At 45.6% G+C, this 24068-nt stretch carries 12 protein-coding genes; 5 read left to right on the top strand and 7 right to left on the bottom strand.

Annotated features, from left to right (window positions below):
• Positions 1-83: 83 nt before the first annotated feature.
• Positions 84-6209, top strand: coding sequence for an S-layer homology domain-containing protein (locus tag A8708_RS08240; protein ID WP_204787486.1), 6126 nt, complete (start codon positions 84-86; stop codon positions 6207-6209).
• 212 nt (positions 6210-6421) lie between these two features.
• Here A8708_RS08240 and A8708_RS08235 read toward each other — a convergent pair whose 3' ends face one another.
• Positions 6422-6610, bottom strand: coding sequence for a hypothetical protein (locus tag A8708_RS08235; RefSeq protein ID WP_068662992.1), 189 nt, complete (start codon positions 6608-6610; stop codon positions 6422-6424).
• Between the two features lie 574 nt (positions 6611-7184).
• A complete protein-coding gene (locus A8708_RS34745) occupies positions 7185-8432 on the bottom strand; it encodes a carbohydrate-binding protein (RefSeq protein WP_082927341.1) in 1248 nt (415 codons plus the stop codon).
• A gap of 378 nt (positions 8433-8810) precedes the next feature.
• Between A8708_RS34745 and A8708_RS08225 the strand changes: the two genes are divergently transcribed.
• On the top strand, positions 8811-10034 hold the full coding sequence (locus tag A8708_RS08225) for a GNAT family N-acetyltransferase (RefSeq protein ID WP_068662991.1): 1224 nt from the start codon (positions 8811-8813) through the stop codon (positions 10032-10034).
• A gap of 448 nt (positions 10035-10482) precedes the next feature.
• Here A8708_RS08225 and A8708_RS08220 read toward each other — a convergent pair whose 3' ends face one another.
• From A8708_RS08220 to A8708_RS08210, 3 genes are read right to left on the bottom strand one after another with little or no spacing between them, the layout of a single operon-like run.
• Positions 10483-11346 (bottom strand): transglutaminase family protein, encoded by an 864-nt coding sequence (locus A8708_RS08220; RefSeq protein ID WP_068662990.1) that lies wholly within the window; start codon positions 11344-11346, stop codon positions 10483-10485.
• Complete coding sequence (locus tag A8708_RS08215; protein WP_239696591.1) at positions 11343-12302, bottom strand: alpha-E domain-containing protein; 960 nt, start codon at positions 12300-12302, stop codon at positions 11343-11345. Before A8708_RS08215 ends, A8708_RS08220 begins: the two co-directional genes overlap by 4 nt.
• A gap of 40 nt (positions 12303-12342) precedes the next feature.
• Positions 12343-13797 (bottom strand): circularly permuted type 2 ATP-grasp protein, encoded by a 1455-nt coding sequence (locus A8708_RS08210; protein WP_068662989.1) that lies wholly within the window; start codon positions 13795-13797, stop codon positions 12343-12345.
• A gap of 351 nt (positions 13798-14148) precedes the next feature.
• Between A8708_RS08210 and A8708_RS08205 the strand changes: the two genes are divergently transcribed.
• Both A8708_RS08205 and A8708_RS08200 read left to right on the top strand, forming a co-directional pair.
• Positions 14149-16359, top strand: coding sequence for a methyl-accepting chemotaxis protein (locus tag A8708_RS08205; protein WP_068662988.1), 2211 nt, complete (start codon positions 14149-14151; stop codon positions 16357-16359).
• Between the two features lie 139 nt (positions 16360-16498).
• Positions 16499-17041, top strand: a complete 543-nt coding sequence (locus A8708_RS08200; RefSeq protein WP_068662987.1) for a hemerythrin domain-containing protein — start codon at positions 16499-16501, stop codon at positions 17039-17041.
• Between the two features lie 291 nt (positions 17042-17332).
• Here A8708_RS08200 and trhO read toward each other — a convergent pair whose 3' ends face one another.
• Together trhO and A8708_RS08190 are read right to left on the bottom strand one after the other, a co-directional pair.
• A complete protein-coding gene (gene trhO, locus A8708_RS08195; RefSeq protein WP_068662986.1) occupies positions 17333-18238 on the bottom strand; it encodes an oxygen-dependent tRNA uridine(34) hydroxylase TrhO in 906 nt (301 codons plus the stop codon).
• Positions 18239-18322: 84 nt separating this feature from the next.
• On the bottom strand, positions 18323-22114 hold the full coding sequence (locus A8708_RS08190; protein ID WP_068662985.1) for a response regulator: 3792 nt from the start codon (positions 22112-22114) through the stop codon (positions 18323-18325).
• A gap of 159 nt (positions 22115-22273) precedes the next feature.
• On the opposite strand from A8708_RS08190, the gene A8708_RS08185 reads away from it, so the two are divergent.
• Positions 22274-23980, top strand: a complete 1707-nt coding sequence (locus A8708_RS08185; protein ID WP_068662984.1) for a methyl-accepting chemotaxis protein — start codon at positions 22274-22276, stop codon at positions 23978-23980.
• The last annotated feature ends 88 nt before the right edge of the window (positions 23981-24068 follow it).

Here is a 24068-nt window from a genome sequence, read left to right as displayed (position 1 = left end):
TAGAGATTAAAGCCCCGCCTGTGATAGCGGGGCTTTGTATGATCCAGAGGAGAGGGATGAAGATTATGGTGCTTCGTCGGTTTATGAAAAGGCTCTCGGTTTTACAAGCAGTGCTGTTACTCTTAAGCCTGCTGCAAGTGTTTGTTCCACTTCAAGCCGCACGTGCGGCGATTCAGGAGTTTCCAATTTCTTTACAGTTGAACAATATGGATTCGACGACGAATCTAACTGGCGATATCAAAGGAACAGCTGATCTTGCTGTTGTCAATAATTCGGATCCTCAGTATATCAAAGAGGGTACGGGATCCAAGAAATGGTTGCTAGCCTTTAATAATGGCGCAGATGTTGCAGGTTCGGCACTTATTTATCCTAAATTAGCACCGAACGTTGATTTGAACGGATATACCACCATGAAAATATGGGCTTATTCCATAAAAGCAAGAACCGGCGATCAAGCGGATAAGCCGATTCAACTTCGATTTTATATGAAGGGTGACACTAGTAACTATTATTACTACAGAGTCCTTTTGGATTGGACAGGATGGAAAGAAATTGAGATTCCGCTCAGTGTTGTCAAAACGCAGAAGAGCATAGCAACATTGAATAATTGGGGTTCATTAGATTACGTACGTTTCGATCAAGCGGCTATTGCCAATACGACGCTTGACCTAGGCTTGCAAATTTACTTGGATGATTTGAGATTAACCAATACGGCATCTGTTCAACCTGTTACGGCAGATAAAGCCTCTGGCGAATATACAAATAAAGTAACAGTTAATCTATCCAGCTTATCGACGCCAGCTATTCTCACAAAGATATACTATAAACGCGTGGGTATTGATAGTACATTCCAACTTTACACAAGTCCACTCACATTCACAGCGAATGGTGAGCAGACAGCGAATGTGACGTTAGTTACCAAATCAGCTATAAACGCGACAGAAAGCGAAGAAACGACCTATGAGTACTCGATTATTTATCGAGATTATGTAGAGACGGTCAATGTGAACCCGCCTGCAGGCTTGTATGCAGAGACGAAAACAGTTGCATTATCTTCCCCGACTGTTGGTGCTGCGGTTTATTATAAAATTGAAGGCGTGGATGCTGCTTACAAGCCCTATAGCATACCCATTCTGATTGATCGTACACAAACAGTGACGACGAAGGCTGAGTTTGAGGGTAAGGTCAGTGAAGTGAAGAGTTACACATACAACATTGACTTATCTGGAAGCTCTAGTATCCCTATTGGCAATATGGAGACGTTTAGCGGATGGACGAACACGACAGCAACGTCCGAAATACCAGCAGTTCTCGGAACCAAGTCGGGGAAATGGACAGATCCAACAACAGCCATTAACGTCACAGGGTTGACGGGACCTTGGAAACAAAATGACCAGATTGAATTCTGGATGTATTCGGAGAAAGCGTCGAATAAAAAGGTGTATTTCATTCTGGAGTGTAACGTTCCAACACCAGGATTCGATTATTTTATGAGTACGTTTTATGTGGATTGGGTTGGATGGAAGAAAGTTGAAGTTCCCTTCAATAAAATGTTGAATTCAACGGGATTAGCTGACTTAGCGAATTTCAATCAAGTCATCATACATCCCAATTGGTACAATTTAGATGTATCCGATCCGACGGATAAGATATATTTCGATGGTTTTGCTCTAGCGAAGAATGCAGTCGAATCTTCCATTAAACAAATTGAAAAGAGTACTTTACCAGATAGCCTACTGAACTACACATTTTCGCTCAAAAATATTAGTGACGTCGATACGGCATATCAAATTTCACCGAAAACCTCATTTGGACCTGGCTATGATGTAACGGTGGCCTCCACAACCTCTGTCGTTGCGAAGGGTGCGGAAACGGATGTGAATCTCCAGGTTAAGGTACCTGCTTCCGCCCAGGCGGGCGATGTGCAGAAGGCCATTTATACGGTGAAGCCTATTCAAGGCGGTAAGGAAATTACGATTGAGTTGAACGTGAAAGTTGGAGCCTCAAGGGTTGCGACGAAGCAGCATCCTTACATTATGACCTCCCAAACGCAGTTAAATGAGGCTAAAGCTAAGATTCAGAGTTTTGGCTGGGCTGAGGATTACCTGGATGCAATTAAAGTGAAAGCGGATAGTTGGTTGAATAAAACAATCTATTACCCGTCCAAACCAGCGGGAGAGAGTGGGAAATTCGTCTGCGGAGATACACTGCTTGTTTTCAATTATGACAGTCCGCATGCGCATGTTTGTCCGACTGACAATCAGGTGTACACAGGGGCGGATGTGGATGGTGGATGGCGCTTTACAGCTCACACCGTGAATATTGAAGCGGTACGCAATCTGGCGCTGACGTATGCATTGAGTGGAGATGTGAAGTATGCGCAGAAAGCCAAAGATATGCTGCTCGCTTATGCTGAACTTTATCCGAGCTATGCGATGCAGGCGCTTAACGGCAGACTGTATTATCAGTCGCTTGATGAAGCGGTTCAAATGATTGAACTTGTTCAAGCTTATGACTTAATTGAACCAAGCGGTCTATTGAATGCCGCTGATAAGTACAATGTGGAGCAGAATTTGTTTGCCCCATCAGCTAAAACCTTGCAAGGTTATGACGTAGGGAAGTCCAATTGGCAGACGTGGCACAATGCGGCGATCGGCGCTGTGGGCGCAGCGTTGGAAGACAAGACGCTAATGGATTTCTCTGTAACCGGGAAGAGCGGATTTAACTTCCAAATGGCAAATAGCGTGCTGTCCGATGGTTTCTGGTATGAGGGAGCGATTGGTTACCATTTCTACGCACAATCTGCCCTGTTCTTCCATGCGCAAGCTTTGAAGAATATGGGTTATGATTTATTTGCGAGTCCGAACTTCAAGAAAACGTTCGATGTTACACTGCAGTATGCTTTCCCTGATCTTGGCATTATTAATAGTAACGATTCGGGTAAGTATCCAACGAATTTAGGGGCGCCAGGCAGAGTCGTACCCATGGATTACGAAGGGGTGTATGCGGAGTATAATGACGCTGATTACGGAACGCTGCTAAGCATTCTTTATAATGACAGAGCGCGAGCAAGAGGCGGTTTTATTGTACCAGGCAACACAAGCTCAGGTATTGTTGGCGAACAAGCGGTGTTTTACGGGAAAACGTCGATTCCAACGGGAGGCACTTTACCGTCAGAGAGTATCAATTTCACGGGACTTGGCCATTCTGTTTTGCGTGCAGGTACGGGAGATGAACAGCTTTACGCATTGGTAGATTACGGGGTACATGGCGGTTATCATGGTCATCCGGATAAGCTTCATCTTGAAGTTTTCGGAAAAGGTGAGCGGTTGGCTCCGGATCTGGGTATCCCTCCTTACAGTAATTCTATGTACACGTCTTATTACAAAACGACATTTTCACATAACACCGTCATGGTTGACGGCGATACGCAGGCCATTCCAACTGTGAACAATGTGGAAGTGTATGAACCTACGAAATTATTCATGCAATCTGAACCATTCAATATTATGACGAACACATCAAGTAAAGCTTATGCGAGCATGAATCGCTATGAGCGAACGGTGGCAGTAACGAAGGACTACATGATCGATTTATTCTCACTAGAATCGGCAACGAGTCGTCAGTATGATTGGTTATTGCATGGAATTGGTTCATTCACACCAGGTACATCCATGGACATTTTCGCAGGTCCGCTGGGTACGAAGGCCTCCACACCTTTCTTCCGTAATGGCACATCCAAGGAGCTGTCCGGTAAGTGGGAAGGTGCATGGAATACGGTTAATGGAAATGGATTAAAGCTATTCAGTTTAACTAGCTCGCCGAGCGCGACTTCAACGATGATCGTAGGCGAAGCACCAGGGCCAGGTAACGATACATCTGCTTACACACCAACAGTGGTTAATCGGGTCTATGGCAACAAGGCGCAATTTGTCAGCGTGCTTGAGCCATTTAAAGGAACAAGTAAAATCGAGAACGTGCGTAGAACAGATGCATCACACATTGTAGTGGATTTGAAAGATGGGCGTAAGCAATTATTTTATGCAAATAGTGAAAAAGAAGTAGCTGGGCAGTTGCAGTATTATTTTGTAGATGGTAAGCAACAAACAGCAGAGAATGTGGACATCACAACGAGTGTGAGCGCGAACGAACTGCAGTTGTCTATGGGCGAGTTGTCAGGAGTTAGCTCTGTGACTACGGTGATTTACGCACCAGACACAACGAAAGTGTTATGGAACGGTACGGAAGTACCATTCACCAAAGATAATGGTTTTGTGATGGTAAGTGTGAAGACGGCATCTGCTCCAGTGTTATCAGCAGATGTAACTGCGAACGATACACTTAACGCAATCGATCTGACATTTACAGAGGATGCGGCCTGGAGAGGAGCCATCACGGCAGTGAAGGATGGCGCAGTGACATTGTCACCGGCGGATTACACGATTGGCGCAGGGATGATCACGATACGTGCTGGCGTGTTAAGCGAAGGTAGTCATACTATAACGGTTACAGCGACGAATTATGATCACGCCGTAGTTACCCAAGTGGTTGTACTAGGTGTTCCAGTCGTGATAAGCAATGACGCTCTGTTGTCGAGTTTGGGTGTAGATCAAGGTGTGTTAACGTTTGATACTGCGCAGCTTTCTTACAGTGTAGACGTTCCGAACAGTGTGAGTAGTCTCATTTTGACTATTGGTAAAGGTCATTCCCAGCAATCCTTGGCAGTGACTGGTGCAACGTATAGTTCAGTGACAGGAGACGTGTACACGTATACGGTGAACGAATTACAAGTGGGATCTAACGTGATTTATGTGAACGTAACAGCGGAAGATGGCATTGCCATGAATCCATATCAAATTAGTGTGAATCGAGCAGAAGTGCCTGTAGTGAGCAGTAATGCTGATTTGAGTGGACTAACGTTGTCTACTGGCGTTATTTCGCCTGGTTTTGCTCCAGGAACAACGGGCTATAGTGTGTCTGTCTCTAATTCAGTCTCTCGTCTATCGGTGACGGCGAATGTGTATGACCGTCATGCGACGATGACCGTGAATGGCGTTTCAACAAGTAGCGGTGAAGCTAGCGAGTTGGTTAATTTACAAATAGGTACGAATGACATCAAGATCGTCGTGACTGCGCAGAACGGCAACAGTAAAACTTATACAGTAACCGTGACACGTGGCGCAGATAACAGTAGTTCAACATCGTCATCATCACCTTCATCTTCAAACAACGCACCCGTTGTCTCTACTAATGGTACGTTGACATTGCCGCAAGGTAAAACGGGCGAGGTTAGTCTGAACAATGAAGTGAAGATTACGATTCCGGCGGATGCTTCGGCCAAAGACTTGAAAGTCACGATAGACAAAGTACTTGATTCGCAAAAACTGATTACAAATAAAGAGGTTCTCGCTAGTCCGATTTTTGAGATATTGAAAAACTTCACAGAGAACTTCAGTAAACCTATTACTTTAACGTTTGCTTTTGACAAAACTAGCTTGAAAGCTGACCAAAAAGCAGTGGTATTCTATTTTGACGAAGCTAACAAGATGTGGGTAGAAATCCCGGGCGGCAAGGTAAATGGGAATCAAATCACTGTCGATGTGGACCATTTTACCAAATATGCCGTATTCGCTGTTAACCAAACGACGACTGTACCTGGGAAACCATCGGTAGTATCCAAGCTAAGTGATGTCGCAGGGCATTGGGCGGAAGCAGATATCCAAGCGGCGTTACAATCAGGCATTGTCCATGGCTATGAGGATGGCTCATTTAAGCCGGATCAATTCGTATCGCGTGCGGAATTCATCGTAATGCTGATGAATGGGTTGCATCCTAACGCGGGGGCAGAGAAGCTGCCGAATTACTCGGATGCAGATTCCATCGGCGATTGGGCAAAGCAGGCGATTGCGCTGGCAGCCAAATCGAACCTTGTTCAGGGTTACGAGGACGGCACATTCCGCTCAGGTAATCCATTAACAAGAGCACAACTGGCTGTTGTGCTGGCAAATGCATCTGGACCTCGTACCTTAACGGTCAAAGCCGTAGCGTTCGCGGATGTCTCCGACATCCCTGCGTGGGCCATCGACGCTGTAGGCATCGTCCAAGAAGCTGAGTTAATGCAAGGATACGCGGAGAACCGCTTCGGACCTTTGGGCATAGTGACTCGTGCAGAGGCAATCACGGTGATTGCTCGATTGTTACAAAAGTAAGTTTGTAAGATTAGATGTAAATCTGGATGCAAACTTAGATGAAAACCTAGATGAAAACAAAACTGACGAGAATCAAGGTGCGAACAAGACTGAAGCAAATCTAGACGTAAACAAGACTAGACGCGAACAAAACCCCCGAAAAACACACGCTTGCATCGCAAGCGCGTGTTTTTCGGGGGTTCGTTTGCGTGGCGGCGGCGGTCGTGTGCTGGTCAGTTGCTCATTCCGCGCGGCACAATGGCAAGCAGCTCAACCGCCATTGTCTCGTCGGCCAATGGCTCGTTCGCTCGTATGCCCGTATTCACTATCACCTGTGACCATGTGTCGTCCACCCATATGCCAATCGCCGTGTGCCGCAAGTAAGCGCCCCCTGCCCCAAAGTCCTCGCTGTCGCCCCGCATCCAACATCTTCCTGGCCGCCGACACCAGCAAGATGAGTAGTTAAAAGTAACGGTGAGTAGCGAGTGAAATGTGAAATAATTAGCTAGTTGTAGGGAGGAGGGAAGAATGTGGGACAAGTTGAGTAATGTGAAGTAGTATATGGAGTGCCAAAGTAGAAGTAGAAGTAGTAGGGATCGATCCAAGAGGTAATAAAGGTTACCTGCCACCACAACGCCATTAGTCCGAAAATACCCCACTAATCTCAGTGTTAGCACCAACAAATTCGAATTAGTCCGAAAAAGCCCAACTAAATTGCCGAAAACGTCCCACCGTCTAGAAAATGGTGCTAATAGTTCGGAAAAGTCGGACTATTTGACTATGTTAGCGTAGGACACTTGAATTAGTTCGGCCAAATCGGACTATTGCTGATTAAGGGGGGCCGAGATGAGGAGGAGAAAGGTAGCAAGCTCCGGGGGCCGAGCTGAGGAGAGCAAGAGAGGGGAGCAAGAGAGGAGAGCAAGAATGGAAGCAAGCAAGTGAAAGCAGAATAAGCCAATTGCCTCAGCAATTGACTTATCCTGCTTTCACTTCAGATTAATACAGCTTGGTGATTTTCCACCAATTGAGGTCGAATCCGCCGGTTGTGGCATAGAGGCCGAATTGATGTGTGCCTGCTGGGATCTGGACCTGGTGCGAGACGGTGCGATAGCTAGACCAGCTGCCAGTATTGGGGATATCAATTTGGCCTAAAACAGTGCCACCGGAATTGATGTCCAGCGAGATCTTGCCGTTATTATTCGGAGTCGCGATCCGATATTCGACCAGATATGTGCCTGCTGTGGGGATATTCACATTGCTGAAAGCGATCCAATCTTGGCTGTCGATGGCGCCGACATTTTGGCCACCACCTGAATCAGGTGTTGTCTCGGTAATGACGCCACTCATCGAATTGTAGCTTTCGGCTTGGAAGGTGCGGTTATAACAGCCACCGACGGCGAGTTCACAGATTTCCGCCCTATTTGTAGAAACTTTGAGATCGTCGTACCAGATATAGGAGTCATTCTGAGGTGCGAATGCAGAGGTAGCTCCGCCGAAGAACGAAGAGAAGTATGCTTTATCAACCTTATCGGTGTTGCGGACGAAACGCAATCCTGTAATGTTAGCTGCTGAAGTGCCGTTATACCAAATTTGAATCTCACCATCTGGATTGGCGTTCCCATTCGTAACCGTATTAACTTTGAGGCGCTGAACGATATTCACCCATGAGCCTTTCGGATAGTAGATGTCGGTACCGTTGTTTTTCAGAACCGCATAGTCGCCATATTGTCCCGCATTGCCCATGTGGTAGTAATAAATCGCGGCTTGCCCGCCTGAGCGCCAGATCATCCGAGAGCTAAAACCATTGTACCCCGTACACTCTTGCCCGCCTGAACAAGCGGCACCACCGGCTAATCCAAGCCCTAGTTTCCCAGCATTTTCGGTCGATCCCCAACTGAAATCACTACTAAATCGCACCCAATATGATAAATAGTATTCTTGCCCTGGTGTGACGGTAAAAGGCGCTTGAGCGCCAGAATTTTGTGGATCAATTTGGCCTTGGGGGTAGAAAACACGGAGTGATTGACCGCCAGAGTGGTTAAAATTGTAGCCATCAATCCATGTGCGAGTGCTCATGCCAAGGTCCCAAGGAGCACTCCAACCGTCAACGCCCCATTGCGATAAACTGTAAGCGCTTCCTCTTGCTGGCCGCTCAAAGGTATTCACTTTTGGTGCGGCATACGCAACAACGGAACCCATCATCATGAAGAATACAAGTACAAATAGTAAAACTTTCTTTTTCATAAAAAACCTCCTGTTTAAAATAGTAAACGCCTTGTTTCGGAAAGAATGATAAGTTACTGCCAAATTCATGTTGACGTTGTTCCTTCTTGCCTTGCTACGTTAAACCATCACCTTCTTTCTTTGTCTGGGGAATTCTCTCCACTACGCAGAACTTTGTACTCTCGCTAATCCCAAAACCCGAAAGTAATCTGCGCTTCTTCATTGTAGTCGTGAATGGGTAGGCGAACTATCGTCAGATTTTTGGAAAGTAGCCATAAATACGCCTACAAAGGCATGTTGGGTTATCACTTCTTAAGAATATTGATCATAATGAGGAGGGATGGATTGTGTTCAATTCTACATGTTAAAATAGAAAGAAATGGACAATTAGGAGGCATTATGGATCCCATTAGATTGTTGAAAAAGGATGAACTACCTAACAGTCTTACCTTGTCGGAATTTGCTTTTCAGTACACTGCTTCCCCTGCGGAGCGGGAGGAACGTCTGGCTGTTATGGCCTCACAGCAGATTTGGGGATATTTCGAACAAGAACAGTTAGCGGCCCAGTTAGTCATTTTGGATATTAAAACATGGGTTAACGACAAAGCATTTGAGATGGGCGGTATTGCTGCCGTAGCGACATGGCCAGAATATCGAAGGCAAGGAATGGTCGGACAATTGTTGTCTCATGCGCTGAAAGTGATGAAAGAATCCGGAAAGACCTTATCTTTCTTAGCCCCGTTTGCTTTTGCATTCTATCGCAAGTACGGGTGGGAGGGGTATATCGAATACATGCGATATGAAATTGCAACCCACCAACTGCCGAAGCCGGAAGTGGCGGCTGGCAGCAAGTTCCAACGGATTGAACCGGATTCAGCCGTGCTGAATCCAATTTATGAGGCGTACGCGAAGCGTTTTAACGGGATGCTTGTACGAACAGAAGATTGGTGGCATAAGCGAGTTTTCCACAGAAAAAAAGGAATCGTAACCCTGTATCGGAATGCTGCTGGAGAGACCGAAGGATACATCATTTATCAAGTGAAGGAGAAAGTGCTCACTGTGCATGAACTGATTACATTAACGGAGGATGCGAATCGCGGGCTATGGCGATTGATTTCCAATCATGACTCGATGATTGAAAAAGTAGTATGCCAGGCGCCGGTCGGCGACCCGCTGCCTTTTGTGTTGGCGGATCCTCGGATTAAACAAGAGGTGGTTCCGTATTTTATGGCGCGGATCGTCGATGCTGCGGCATTTCTAAGGGAGTATCCTTTTAACACGGATGCCGAAGGGGGAAGCGCGGGGAAACCGTTTTATCTGCAGGTTAGAGACGAACATGCCGAGTGGAATAACGGGATATTCCGAATTCAGCCTGTGCATGGTGGCGAGAACCACATTGTTAAATTAGAGGATGAACATATGTCCACAACCGATAGGATTGGGGGAAAAGAAGAACACCATGTCATCTCGTGTGATATCCAGACCTTATCCGCACTGTTAATGGCGTATAAACGAGCGTCATTGCTTCATCGCATTGGTCGTCTACACGGTGACGCAGGTGAGATCGCCAGACTGGAACAATGGATTCCGGAACGCACAACGTATCTGACGGATTTCTTCTAATGAATGAAGGCACGGATCAGCGATCCGTGCCTTCTAGTGGTAAGAGAGGCTTACCCATCTGTTTGAATGATGAGTGACATGCTGGATGTGGGTATAGTGGATAGTTGTGGAAATAAAAGTAGATAGAGTAGGCAGAGTATATAGAATAGTGAACACAAGAGGTATGAATCCGGGCTGCGGACTTAGTAGCGTGAGTTAGTAGAATAAATGGATTTTCTCCAGTTAAATTTACAGTTTACTTGTTCAATCACAGAATAGCTGGATAACCTACAGTTAATTTTAACCTTTTCGCCTAAATAGAAGAAAATAAGCGATTTTAACTACATATTTTACAGTTAAATCGAGCTCTAGAGAGAATTTTCGCCAAATAGATGTATATTTTCCATTTAATCCATCAAGGAAAGCGAGTCGCGAACGCATATAGCAGCTTCTCCCCACCGCAAGTCCTCTATTCTACTAGCTTCACATCCACAATAACCTCCAGGTCCTGTGTACCCGACCCGCGATAGACGCCTTTAACAGGAACGATATCATTGTAATCCCGTCCATGCCCAAGCTTGATATAACGCCAATTGACTTCGCAATTGTTCGTTGGGTCATAGCCGAACCAGCCTGCGCCTGGAATCAGACATTCGACCCAAGCGTGAGAGGCTTGCGTGAAGTCGGCGCTGCCGCCCTGTAAATCACCTACGAAGTGGTAACCACTCACATAGCGTGCGGGGATGCCTTTTTCACGGCAAATGGTGATCATGAAATGAGAGTAGTCCTGACAAACACCACGTCGCAGTTTCAACATCTCGCCCACGGTTGTTTGCACGGAAGTGGCAGAAACATCATAAGTAAAATCACGATTAATCGTTGTGTATATATTTGTAAGCAGATCATACAAGGGAACCCCATCATCGAGAATGGCGTCAGAGTAAGTCTTCAACTCAGGGGTTAGGCCCGTATAGCTAGTTGGTAATAAATATTCAGCATAGTCATTCTGAAAGTCATCTCCGTATCTAGCTGTCTTATCCTCGTAGGGAGAACTAACCGACACAGGAGGGTTATCATGCTCATGGGTTACGACGGTGGAAACCATTTTGATCGTGAGCTCTCGGTGGAGCTTGTTGACGGTAAAGGCATGTACGCGGTTATGGAAATAGTCTGAATAGGTGAAGAGAGCCGACACTGGCTCTGTTGTAATCGCATGATGATAACAGGACTGTCGACTGTCCGTTAACGGAGTTAGCCGAATTTCATTGACACTGTCCTGTGCGGAATCGGTGTAAGAATAGCGAGTAATGTGCGTAATTTCCAACTTCTTCATGCGATAACCTCCTCCCGAGAGGGAAAAAAGACTTTCGACATGCTAGCGCCCATCCCATTGCAGGAATCAAGTAGAGTCTGTAGCGTTGCTTCTATTTTCCCTGATCTCAGGTCATCCTCATCCATGCAAGCCAGATTCGACTTCATTTTCCCTGCAAGTTTCGCTAGCTTATGAACGGCGTTGTTGAGCTCACGATCATCCAATTGAATGCCTTTGAACGATCTCTCCAGCGCTTGAATGGAGAAGGCGACCGAACGTGGGAATGTCTCATGTAGTAGTAGAAATTTGATGATACTATTCAAACTGACCCCATCCGCATATTCTTTGCGATACGATTCGTATCCACTGACTGATTTTAAAACAGCAAGCATGAGCGGGTAGGAGGAGAAATCTTCCTTCGCATATTCCGAACAGAGCGATTGAATTAAGCGAAGCAGATTCTCGGCACGTTCGAGATAACGCCCAGCTTCAACGAAATGCCATTCATTCTGACGAGGCATGACAGAAGTGGCGGCACCTTGAAACATAGATAGTGTATCTCGGATAAAACGATAAAATAAATGCGGCGAATCACTTGTGATATCGCGGACTTCTTTTTCTTTTAACCATAGATAGAGTCCATTTAAAATATCCCAGAGTTCGGAAGGCATTTTCTCCCGAATATTTCGAAGGTTAGCACGTGCGTGGTTTGTGCAGGCAAGCAGCGAGTTCGCATTATTTTTATCCAGCGTAATGTATTGAAGTACATGTTGTTCGGTGAAGCTGCCATACTGTTCAATGAATGCAGCGCGATTCCCAATCGTATCGATGAGCCTGCTCCAAGATTGGCCGCCGCTACCCTCTCTGTCCTCACGGATATGATAATACACGTCGATCAGCCTAGCGTGATTCTCGGTTCTTTCCGAATATCGCCCTATCCAGAATAAAGCTTCCGCTGTTCGTCCCATCATCACCATAATAATCAGCCTCCTATCGAAATTGAATTGTAGGTCACCATTAACGAATGACCCACGTATCCTTACATCCTCCGCCTTGCGAAGAATTCACTACAAGGGAGCCTTCTTTCAAAGCAACACGCGTAAGCCCGCCAGGAATCACTTGAATGTCTTCACCCGCGATGACAAAAGCCCGCAAATCAATATGCCTAGCTGCCATCTGACCATCCAACATAACAGGAGCTCTGGATAGTTGAATGGTTGGTTGTGCGATATAGCGATCAGGGTTAGCTAGGATTTTGAGACGGAAATCAGCAATTTCACTCTCCGAAGCCGAAGGCCCGATCAGCATCCCATAGCCGCCGGATAAAGAAGTTTCTTTCACAACCATTTCGTGCAAATGTTTCAGCACATGCTCTCGCTCTTCAGGCCTTGAAAGGATATACGTCGGTACGTTGTTCAGAATTGGCTCTTCGTTTAAATAGTAGCGAATCATATCAGGCACGTAAGCATAAATAGCCTTGTCGTCAGCGACACCTGTACCTGGTGCATTCACAATGTTGATATTCCCTGCTCGATAAGCGTTCATAATGCCAGCGACTCCTAGCATCGAGTTCGGATCGAAAGCAAGTGGATCCAAGAAATCATCATCAATCCGACGATAGAGAACATCGATTTGGCGAAGTCCCTTGATCCCGCGAATATACACTTTATGATCAATGACGACTAGATCGTGTCCTTCAACAAGCTCTAGCCCCATCTGCTGAGCGAGGAACGTGTGCTCAAAATAAGCAGAGTTATAACAACCTGGCGTTAATAAGCCAATAACCGGATTGGATTTACCAGAAGGACTTAATTTACGAAGTGCCGTCAGAAATACATTTAAGCTATGCTCAATATCTTGAATGGGATGACTGAATACGAGCTCAGGGAACAAGTGCGTCATAATCGATCTGCTTTTATATAAGTAAGAAAAGCCGGAAGGAGAACGGAGATTATCCTCAAGAACGAAATATTTCCCCTGCTCATCTCGGATTAAATCAATGCCAGAGGCCGTTACATATACATCGTTAGGGATGGATAAGCGCATCATCTCGGGTCGGAAATAACAATTGGACAGCACCATTTTCCTGGGAATAATGCCATCTTTGAGGATGGACTGATCATGGTAAATATCTTTGAGAAAAAGATTGAGTGCCTTTACACGTTGTTTGAGTCCCCGCTCAAGTTGTATCCACTCATCTTGTGGAATAATCCGAGGTATCGGATCGAAGGGAAGTGTTCGCTCTAGAGCTTCCGCCTGATCAGGGCTATAAAGTGTGAAGGTAATACCTTCCTCCATCATCCGTTTCATCGTCGCGGTTTCGCGCTTGTTTAAGTTACCTCTCTTCATCGACATGAATTGAAGAAAAGTACTTTGATAATGAGGGCGAACCGAGTAGGCGTTCATAAACATCTCATCAAAAAAAGGATGAGGATCATAAGGGGTCGTGATCAGATTCTCAGGTTTGGACATCGCAGCTTCCTGGTTTCATCTTTGTGCATTCGGAAGCTACTTGAAGCTAAGGGCCCGAAGCAGAAACCAGGCCTCCTTTCTGATCTAAGTTATTTGAAATGTTAGAAAAGATAACATTTTCTAATGGAGAGGAGATAGTTTTTCTTATATTGTAAATTTATCAGAAAATTATGTCAATATAACTAACATATAAAAATACCGACAATAAGCATGAATTTTTTGTGAATGTTCGGAATTTTCAGGGTATATTCTATATATTGTCTTGCTTTGCGTCGGAAATCACTATAAAATTGTCGAATAAGTGAATGTTAAACAAAGTCACATTAAATGTGATAAGAGGGGTGTTGCGGTATGTTTGATTGGTTGGGATTTAGAAAAGGTCTGCCTTTGTGGTGGTCTTACCGCCTGAATCGTCATATCAAGGAAGATGTAGAGCACATTTTCGAAGGAATTGCACACACAAGAACGGAGATTTTGCGCAGTTGGGCTATTGCTAACTGGTCCCATTTGGATCGGTTGTTGGAACAGTTCGTAGGTGCTGAGTTGTTGAAGGCGTCTTCCGAGTCGAGAGACGCATTAGAGGTAGGCAAGCTGCTGGCAGCAACGATGAAGAGTGGAGCTGATTTCTCGGAAGTATTCATTTTGAATGAGAAGGCGACTGTCGTATACTCCACACACAGCGCTCATGTGGGAAGATCCTATGTGGCGGGGGGCGTGCTGGGGAAGGGATTGGAGGAATCGCGCAAAGGCTCGAAATGCTTATTCGGACCTTTCTCGGATCCCCTCACACTTCAAATCGGCCCAAGCACTTCACCTTTTCATGATGCGATGACGATTGCTTTTATTGTACCTATTATGATAAAGGGGCAATGGAACGGAGTTATTTGCGGACGTGTGCCTAATGATGTGCTCGGAGATCTGATTCAGCGGGAGTCAGGGCATGTGTACCCCGATTCTGGTGATAACTATATATTTATGGCGAAGCCAGGGTTAAATAAGCAAATCGTTCCTGGAACCGCGTTATCGCGAAGCCGATTCGAAGATTTAACTTTTACGCATGGGGATAATTTAAAAGATGGTGTTCGAACCGATTATGGGCTCGTTGGGGTCAAGGAGCATACGGAGTTGGAGCTAGTTTTCACGGATCCTGCGACGGGACAGTTACATCCCGGTGTAGCAGGAACCATTGCCAAGGGAAATAATCTATTCGTGGAATACCCGGGGTATTCTGATTATCGTCATATTGCTGTTATTGGAAAAGGTGTGACCTTCCAGCTGCCGCATTGTCCGGACGTATGGGGGATGATGTGTGAAGGGGATTTGGAAGAAGTCTATCGCATTCGTTCGATTGATTGGAAAATGTTCAGTCTGCAAATGCGGTTCGTTGTTCTCATGTTGCTTGTTTCCGCGGGGGGCTTCTGGCTGCTCAATGGACATGTTTCAAATGGCGTCGGCGCTGCGATTATGGTAGGCATTAATCTCCTCTTCGGTGGTGTTGGTGCAAGTTTAATTAGACGTCAAGGGAGTAAGCCAATAGCTAGGCAGCTCGCCCAAATTAACAAATTTATTCGAATTAATGCAGAGGGTAAAGGGGATTTGACACAACGTCTGAAAGTTGATGAGTTTGCTGGCGATGAGACCCGGGAATTGGCCAAATGGATCAACAACATGATTGATTCCTTAGAAGGCATCATGCTGCAAGTGAAGCAAGCGGCTGCTGAAGTACAAGTAAGCCAAGAGCGAATGAATGACTCAACGGGATCTACGGAGCAATCAACAGGACGCATGAGTACGAAAATCCATGATATGATCCGTTCGCTCCGCGGGCAGTTGAAGGATATCGATATCGCGAAGGATGTTACGCAAAATATGAGCGGAACGTTACGCGAATTGGAGCAGAAAGCTTCTGGACAGATTGCAGTCGCACAGGATGAGGTTGAACGTATTGGTCAGAAGATGACGGATATTTCGGCGAAGGTTGAAGAAACGAATCAAACCATTCAAACCTTTCTGCACACGACGCAAGAAATTCCGAAGCTGCTCAAAGTCATTGAAGAGATCTCTGCACAGACGAATCTACTTTCCTTGAACGCATCGATTGAAGCAGCGCGAGTAGGTGAACATGGCAAAGGCTTCGCCGTCGTTGCTGGAGAGATTCGTAAGCTAGCGGATTTGACCAAGAAATCTACGACAGAAATTAATGCAACGATCGAGGATATTGAACGACATGCGCATGAAGCTTTCATCTCCATGGAAGAAGGCACGAAGGTCGTTCTAGAAGGAACGCAGATTGTTGCTGCGGCGTCCGAGATTCTGAGCAGTGCGAATGCCCACGACACCATGAAAACGCAGGTGGTAGAGGAAGTCGTAGCGCTCATGGAGAAAATTGCAGCGGTGAGCAAAGAGAACCGTCAGATCTCAGCGCAAGTTGAGCACACCGTGCAAGAGCTGCTGCAGGACATGCATCATGTGCGTCAGACCACAGGTGATGTAGGTGCGATAACACAGTCCATGTTACAGCTTGTGAATCAGTTTCATTTGACAGAAAGCCGGATTCGATAAAAGAGGATTATTCGTCATTCTTTCGCATGTTAACAGCCCCATGCCGCATACAATGATAATGCGGTATGGGGTTTTTATGTCCACATCATGGTTACATACGAAGAAAATTGTCTAACGAAAACTCGGAGGAGGATGTCGAATGAGTGACCGTTTGAGCATTCAAACGAATAGGGCAGAGAATGTGAATCCTAGTGAATTTAGAATGCTAGCCCAGCGTTTGAAGGAGGAGCATGTGCAAATGCGAGAGCAGCTCTCCGACATTCGTACGCTTGCTGCTGCTTTGTACACCCTTGAAGATTGCTCAATTGGGATGTGTCGTCTGATCGAACTTCAGGACGGCATTCTATCCTTGGTGGAAGAGTTGGAGCAGCATTCGGAATGGGAAGAAGGAGTCTTATTTCCGAGTCTACAAACTTATTTGCATCCGACGATGGCTATCTCGGTATCTCGGTCCATGCATGTATTGGAGCAGGATCACGATTTGGCCAAAAGAGTCGTGCAGTCATACGTCAACGGTGTCAACGCGATGAGCTTGCCGATCGACATGGACTTCGTTCATGTGATGGCCTCTGAGCTGCTGACGGCCTGCCTCATCCTGCTCAAGCACTTCACGTTGGAAGAGGAGCTTGTTTACCCGCTAATTGATCGGATCATGGACCAAATTGAGGACCAGATTAGTTAAACGAAGCGCTGCGCTTCGTTGTGCATCGTTGCTCTTGCAATCCACTGCACGATTGGGCGGGCAAATGTCATTCTGGCAGAATAACTGGAAAACCTACAGCTATTTCGGGCCGATGTGGCTTAAATGTAGGAATAACTGGAAAAACTCCAGCTATTTTTCATCTTTCGCACGCTTACAGCGTTAAAGGTGAAATTTAACTGGAGTTTTTACATCTAAATGGAAGAAATGGCCCGAATCTAGCGCGAATAGATGGAGTTTTTCCATCTATTCGCGCTAGAGTTCCGCTGCCCCTTATGCCTCCAATGCGCTCAACGTTTTCTCTTCGCATTCTTTGGAACAGAAGCTGTCATGCTCTTCTTCACAAGCTTCGCAGCAGATGTGCTTCAAGTGGCACAGATCATTCGCACAGTTAATATAGCGATCCTCTGCGGTTCCGCAGTGGTAGCATTTGCCTACAACGATATCTTCATCGGTGCGGTTAATCGGTACGGAGATGCGCTCGTCGAACACATAACATTTCCCGTCGAAAAGGCGACCTTGTACCTCTTCGTCTTTGCCGTAGGTGACGATTCCGCCGTCCAACTGATACACGTCGGTGAACCCTTCGTTGATCAAGAAGCCGGATAGCTTCTCACAACGGATGCCTCCCGTGCAATAAGTGAGAATGGGTTTGTTTTTAAACTCCTGCAGATTGTTGCGAATCCATTCAGGGAATTCTTTGGTTGTCTCGACTTCAGGACGAATAGCCCCACGGAAATGTCCGATATCATACTCATAGTGATTACGGCCATCGAGCACGATGACATCTTCATTTTTGAGCTTTTCATAGAATTCCTTCGGCTTCAAATGCGTACCTGTGAGCTCATTGGGATTCACGTCTTCTTCCAGACGGAAGGTGACGAGCTCCTTTTTCGGACGAACAAACAGCTTCTTGAAGGCATGTCCTTCATGTTCATCGATTTTGTAAACCATATCTGAAAACAATGGCATGAGATTCATCATCGCCATGTAGGCTTCCGTTTGCTCTACGGTCCCAGACAAGGTGCCGTTAATGCCCTCAGGCGCAATCAGAATGCGTCCTTTTACACCGAGCTTTTTACAATAAGCCAAATGTTCTCGCGCCAATGCTTCATGATCAGCTACAGCAACGAATTTATAGTACAACAAGATGCGGTATGGAGCGCCATGTTCAGTCATAACAATTAACCACCTATACGTATAAAATGACACACGCCATGAAGATGGCGTATACGCATATAGTGACATAAATTCGTGTTTTTTTCAATCAAGTAGCAATTTTTGGATCGTATGATATACAAACTGCAGCTCGAACTCTAAGGCTTGGAACAAATGAAACAAGTTAGATAGTTCCGACTCCGGTGCTTGCAGCCTCTTATGCTCATTTACAGCATCCTCTAGCTCGCTTGCCGCGGCAAACACACGATTAGCTGATAGGTTGCTGGAAGAGCCGCGAATACTATGAAGCAAACGAGCTCCTTCCTCCAAATTACATTCGTCGATGCTTACTTTCAATTGAGCCATCAGCGGATCGGTTTGGGTCTGGAATTTACGAAGCATCTCCCGATAAATGTCCATTTTGCCGCCTATGCGTGGAAGTGCTTCCGCGATGTCGAGTCCAGGAGTTGCCTCCATCTCAGCTTGTAGACCAAGTGTGGTTTTAATTGCAGTTCTCAGTCGTTCTGGGATAATGGGCTTGGAGATCATCTCACTCATCCCTGCCTCCATACAGGCTAACCGATTGTCGAGCGTCGAGTCCGCGGTTAAGGCAATGATTGGAATATGTGCCCATTTCGGCTCAAGGCGTATGCGTTTGGTCGTTTCGATTCCATCGAGCTCTGGCAAGTGGATATCCATCAGGATCAAATCATACGTATGAATCGCCAAGTCATTCAGGGCCTCGAACCCGTTACCTGCTACTTGAATGCGACAGTTCAGCATACTTTCCAGCAGAGAGCGAGCAACCGTTTGGTTAATTTCATTGTCCTCCACAATCAGAATGCGGAGTGGAGCCTTGCTTAAACTGTTTGAAGGTAGGGGGGCAAAGTCCTTCTCCCTTTCGTTCGCAATCGTATCTGTCCAATGTGTAACAATCTCGCTTTCAGCTTGCAGAGAAGTGAGCGTTCTGTATAAGGGACTTCGTGAGATCGGCTTGACCAGAATAGCATCGGGTGAAGCTTCGGGTGGTAACTGTTCAAGGGCATCTCTTCCTGATAATGAGGTGTAAATAATCGTTCTAATCCCCTGTTGCTGGCAAGCAGCCAACATGGTTAGCCAGACTTCCTCCCCATACATATCATCGGCTTCCATATCTAACAGAATGAAGTTAAGCGGGATGTGATGAAGAACTTGAAGGGCTTCCTTCCAGGAAGACACACCGGCAGCATCGCTGCACATGGACTGTAGATTTTGGACAAGCACCCTATTGAGTGTCGGATGATCTTCTACGACGAGCATCGTGAGCGGCAAGGGAACGATTGCTTGGTGAGTTGGCAGGTAGAGCGTGAAGGTCAGAATCACAAGGAATTCACTTCCTACGCCTTGCGTGCTAGAGACTGAGATGGAGCCGTCCATATTTTCAATAATATTTTTGGAAATAACAAGACCTAGTCCTGTTCCACCATATTTGCGGCTCGTCACCTCGTCACCCTGGATAAAGGGTTGGAATAAATTAGCCAACTGTTTCTCATCCATGCCGATCCCCGTATCCGTAACGCTGAATCGAAGCGTAACCTCGTTATCATGCTTCTGATCGACGGCAACATGAAGTGTGACGGTACCTTGCTCCGTGAATTTAATCGCATTACTGGAGAGATTCAGCAGAACTTGATAGAGCCGCAGAGAATCACCGATCAGTTCAGCTGGTACATCCTCAGCTATATCACAAATGAAATCAACAGGTTTATGACCAAGCAGTACACTCAGCGTTTCACACACACGATCGACGGTTTCATCTAGCTGAAATGGATGATGTTCAATCACGAGCTTATCTACTTCCAGCTTAGAAAAGTCCAGAATATCGTTGATGATATGGGCAAGCGACTGGGAAGAACGAGAAATTTTGCGTGTATAGTCCATTTGCAATTCGGTCATTGTTGTTCGCTCAAGTAAGTGGGATAGTCCAACAATCCCATTCAAAGGTGTGCGTATTTCGTGGCTCATGCGAGCAAGGAAAACGCCTTTGGCTAAATTCGCATCATCCGCTTCCTGTTTAGCTAAGATAAGTTGCTCCTTGGCATAGACTTGATCCGTGATATCTCTCGTTATCGCTGAGAAGTAGAGCTCGCCGTTATCGAGAGGGAAGTGGGGAACGATGATTAGTGACGCGATGATACGTTGATGTTGCTTGGTCATGACTTCCGCTTCGAATTCCCAGAAACCCTCTCGGATTGCGGTTTGAAGTCCTTCATCAAAGTTAAAGTCATTCAAGATCTCGACAAACTCATGAAAATGAGAATAGATATAATCCGTCCCAGCAAGTCCCATGGATTGAATACCGGCTGGATTAATATAGAAGATGTAACCATCTTGATCAAAGGTGAGAATGGCATCCCGTGCGCTTTCGATAATCGTGAGCAGCCTTTCTTTAGTTTCATTACTGGCCTTGATGTCACTGATATCACGTGCAATAAGGACGTATCCTTTTAAATCACCGTTTGGATGCGTGATGCAGCTCACGCTCGTCTGCACATAAATCCGCGTGCCGTCTTTGTGATACCAGGTCCACTCCAAATCCTCTTTCAGATGACGCAAGGAACGTATGACAAGTGTTGTGCAGTCGGGAGGAATCGCCTCGCCTAGTTCTGCAGAATATTGTGCGGCTCTTTCATTCAGCTGTTTTTGATCTAACCAGATTAAGGGAGTGGCGATTTTATATAAGTCTGCAAAAGAATACCCAAGCATCTCCGTAGCTCTGCCATTGAGATGGTTAATTGTAAAGTTGGGATTCATCACGATCATGGCGTATTGATTATGACGAATGAACGCTTCAAACGGCTCGAAAAGCTCGCGAATATTCTCCATCATGCCATTGACAGAGAGGGCCAGGGCACCTAATTCATCTTTACTTTTGAACACGATAGGTTTCATGTGAAAATCACCGGCGGCAACCGCCTCCGTCACTTGGAGGATTTGTTTAATCCTTTTAATAATGAGATGGTTCGTTGTGAGATAAATAAGGAAAAATATAGCGATTACTGTCATCAGTATGATCCCCACAGTTGACCAAAGGAGAGGACTAGTAGGCGCTTCAATGGCACTGATCGGAACAGAATAACTGAGATACCAGTTTAATTGAGGGATTCGCGCATAGAACCACCTAGTCTTCTGACCCGTTATAAGAGATTCGTCAATATAGCCGTTGTCTACTTGTAATGCTTTTTCAAAAGCTGGCCCAAGTTCGGGAAATGCAGTGAATACATTCAACTTAAGAATCGTAGCTGCATCGGTAGCGTAGAGGGCTAGTCCTTCTCGATTAGTAATCAATAATTCTCCACCAGCGATCGGAGCGAGCAAATGGTTCTCAAACATAGGTGCAGCTTCGAGTGAAGCATTGACGATACTAATCACTTTATGTTGATCATCAAAGACCGGAGCTGTAATAGAGATCACATAGAAACCCTTCATTCTACTAATATAGGGTTCAGATATGTAACTTTTCCCTTTCAGTGCCTCTTGAAACCGGGGTTCGTTCGAAACGGAAAGTGTTTTCCCCGTGGTAAATTGAAGTGTGCCTGCTAAATCAATAATCCCCATGCTGTAATATTGATTGCCTTCCGTTTCTAATTCATGAGCTAGGAAATTCAAACGGTCAGTTTGTGTGCCTTGTTTCATAATGCTTACGCGACTAATGAGCTCAATCTCTGCCAAACGGATGGACAAGAAGTCATACATATTCCGTGCGGAATTCGATACGGAGGTCAAGGATTGCTCGTTCATCTGCTGCATAAGCTTGTTTCGCGATAGCGTATAATTGGTAATTCCAACGACGGCAAGGGAGACAGATGTGATTAGAACAAGCCAGGCGACAAGTTTAAAACGCAGAGATGATGACATTGTTAGCCTCCGAAAACCATGTAATTGTTAGAAAACCTCATAATTTTATCATGATTAGAATAGAACAAATTTAATGATTTCCATTTATGATATATCCAACAGATCAGTTACGTATACACACTTGTGAAAATTGGTTTAATGAAAATTGGGGGATTCGATATGCAGATGACAGTACGAACGAAATTTATTGCGGTATTTGCGATCATCTTTATGATGGTTGCGGGAATGAGCTGGACAGCCATGAATCGCATGGGCGCACTAAAAGAGATGAATAACAGTCTGGCAAACAACTGGATGATGGGGATTCAAATTATTGAGGAAATTCACTATCAAACGGAACATTTACTAACCTTGTACTATCAGAAGAAATTAGAACCAGACGTGAAAAAGCATGAACCAATAGACAATGGCATTATGGCAACAATTACACAAATCGACAATTTGTTAGGAAAATATAAGGATTCTGTGTCAGGTGAAGAAGAAGGGGCACGTCTGCAAGAGCTAACCCAGAATTGGGATGGTTTCAAAACATCATTCGTGGCCAATAAACAATTATCAAGTGATCCAAGTAAAGTGAAGGAAGCAGCAGAGAGCCTTCAAGTCATGTCAGTGGCCTTCGGCAAAGCACAGAAATCGATGGCGGAATTGGTTACCTACAACCAAGATGGCGGTCAGCAAGGCGTCGTGGCGAGTGCAGCGGAATACAAGCAAAGTGTACTAACTTCATTTATTGCCTTGGGTGTCATGCTTGTGTTTATGATTGCAGCTTGTTATTTCCTTGTCAGCAACATTTCCAATCCTGTTAGCAAAGCATCACAAGCGTTAAATCGAATCTCCAAAGGAGATCTTACCGTTGAAACGATTGTTGTGAAAAATAAGGATGAAATTGGTCAGCTCATCGGGGATGTGAACCAAATGGTGAGACATCTGCGCCATTCCGTAGAGCAAATGCTGCATGCTTCAACTAGTGTGGCAGCATCCTCTCAGCAACTGTTTGCGAGTTCCGAGCAGAATAGCTCAGCTTCCCAACATGTTGCTGCATCCGTACAAGATTTCGCAACTGGCGCGGATACACAAGCTCAAAGCTCTGTTGAGTGTGGAAGAGCGATGGAAGAAATGGCGGCAGGTATTTCCCGTATTGCTGAAACCACAGCTGATGTATCTGACCTATCCATGACGGCGACGAATATTGCAGAGCAAGGTACCCATGCCATGGAGCGTGTCGTGAATAAAATACAGGCAGTCTCTACATCCGTTGATGCAGCGAATCAGGTCATTCAGGACCTAGAGAAGCATTCCCAAAGCATCGGTCAGATTACTACGTTGATCGGGAATATTGCTTCACAAACGAACCTGCTTGCATTGAATGCAGCGATTGAAGCAGCGCGTGCTGGTGAAAGCGGCAAGGGCTTTGCCGTTGTAGCTGGTGAAGTTCGTAAGCTATCTTCCCAGACAGATGATTCTGTTCGTGAGATTTCAGAATTGATTACGTCGATCCAACGGGATTCCGCTCGGGCTGTAGATGTCATGAACAATGGAAGAACCGAAGTGCAGGAAGGTCTGCATGAGGTGGGTGTTGCTGAGAAAGCATTCAGTCAAATTGTACAAGCTTCGCAAGAAGTAGCTAGCAAAATTCAAGAAACAGCGGCAGCTGCAGAGCAGATGGCGGCAAGTTCGGAAGAAGTAGCAGCTACCGTTGCTCAAGTTGGTTTTGTAGCGCAGCAAACATCAGGTACAGCACAATCTGTTGCGGCAGTCACACAGGAACAATTAGCATCCGCCGAAGAAATTACGGCATCCGCCAAAAATCTTGCCGGAATTGCCACGGATTTGAATCAAGTGGTAGGTACTTTCCGATTATCATAAATTAAATTTATATAAATAGGGAAGAAAATCAGACTTTTCCGAGGGCTGGTACGTCTAGTTATCGTGAAGGTAAAACAAACGACACAAA

Origin of the sequence: Paenibacillus oryzisoli (assembly GCF_001653565.1) — a bacterium.
Lineage (GTDB): Bacteria > Bacillota > Bacilli > Paenibacillales > NBRC-103111 > Paenibacillus_E > Paenibacillus_E oryzisoli.
Note: the sequence above shows the minus strand (reverse complement) of the source record. Positions and strands in the feature narration are given on the sequence as shown.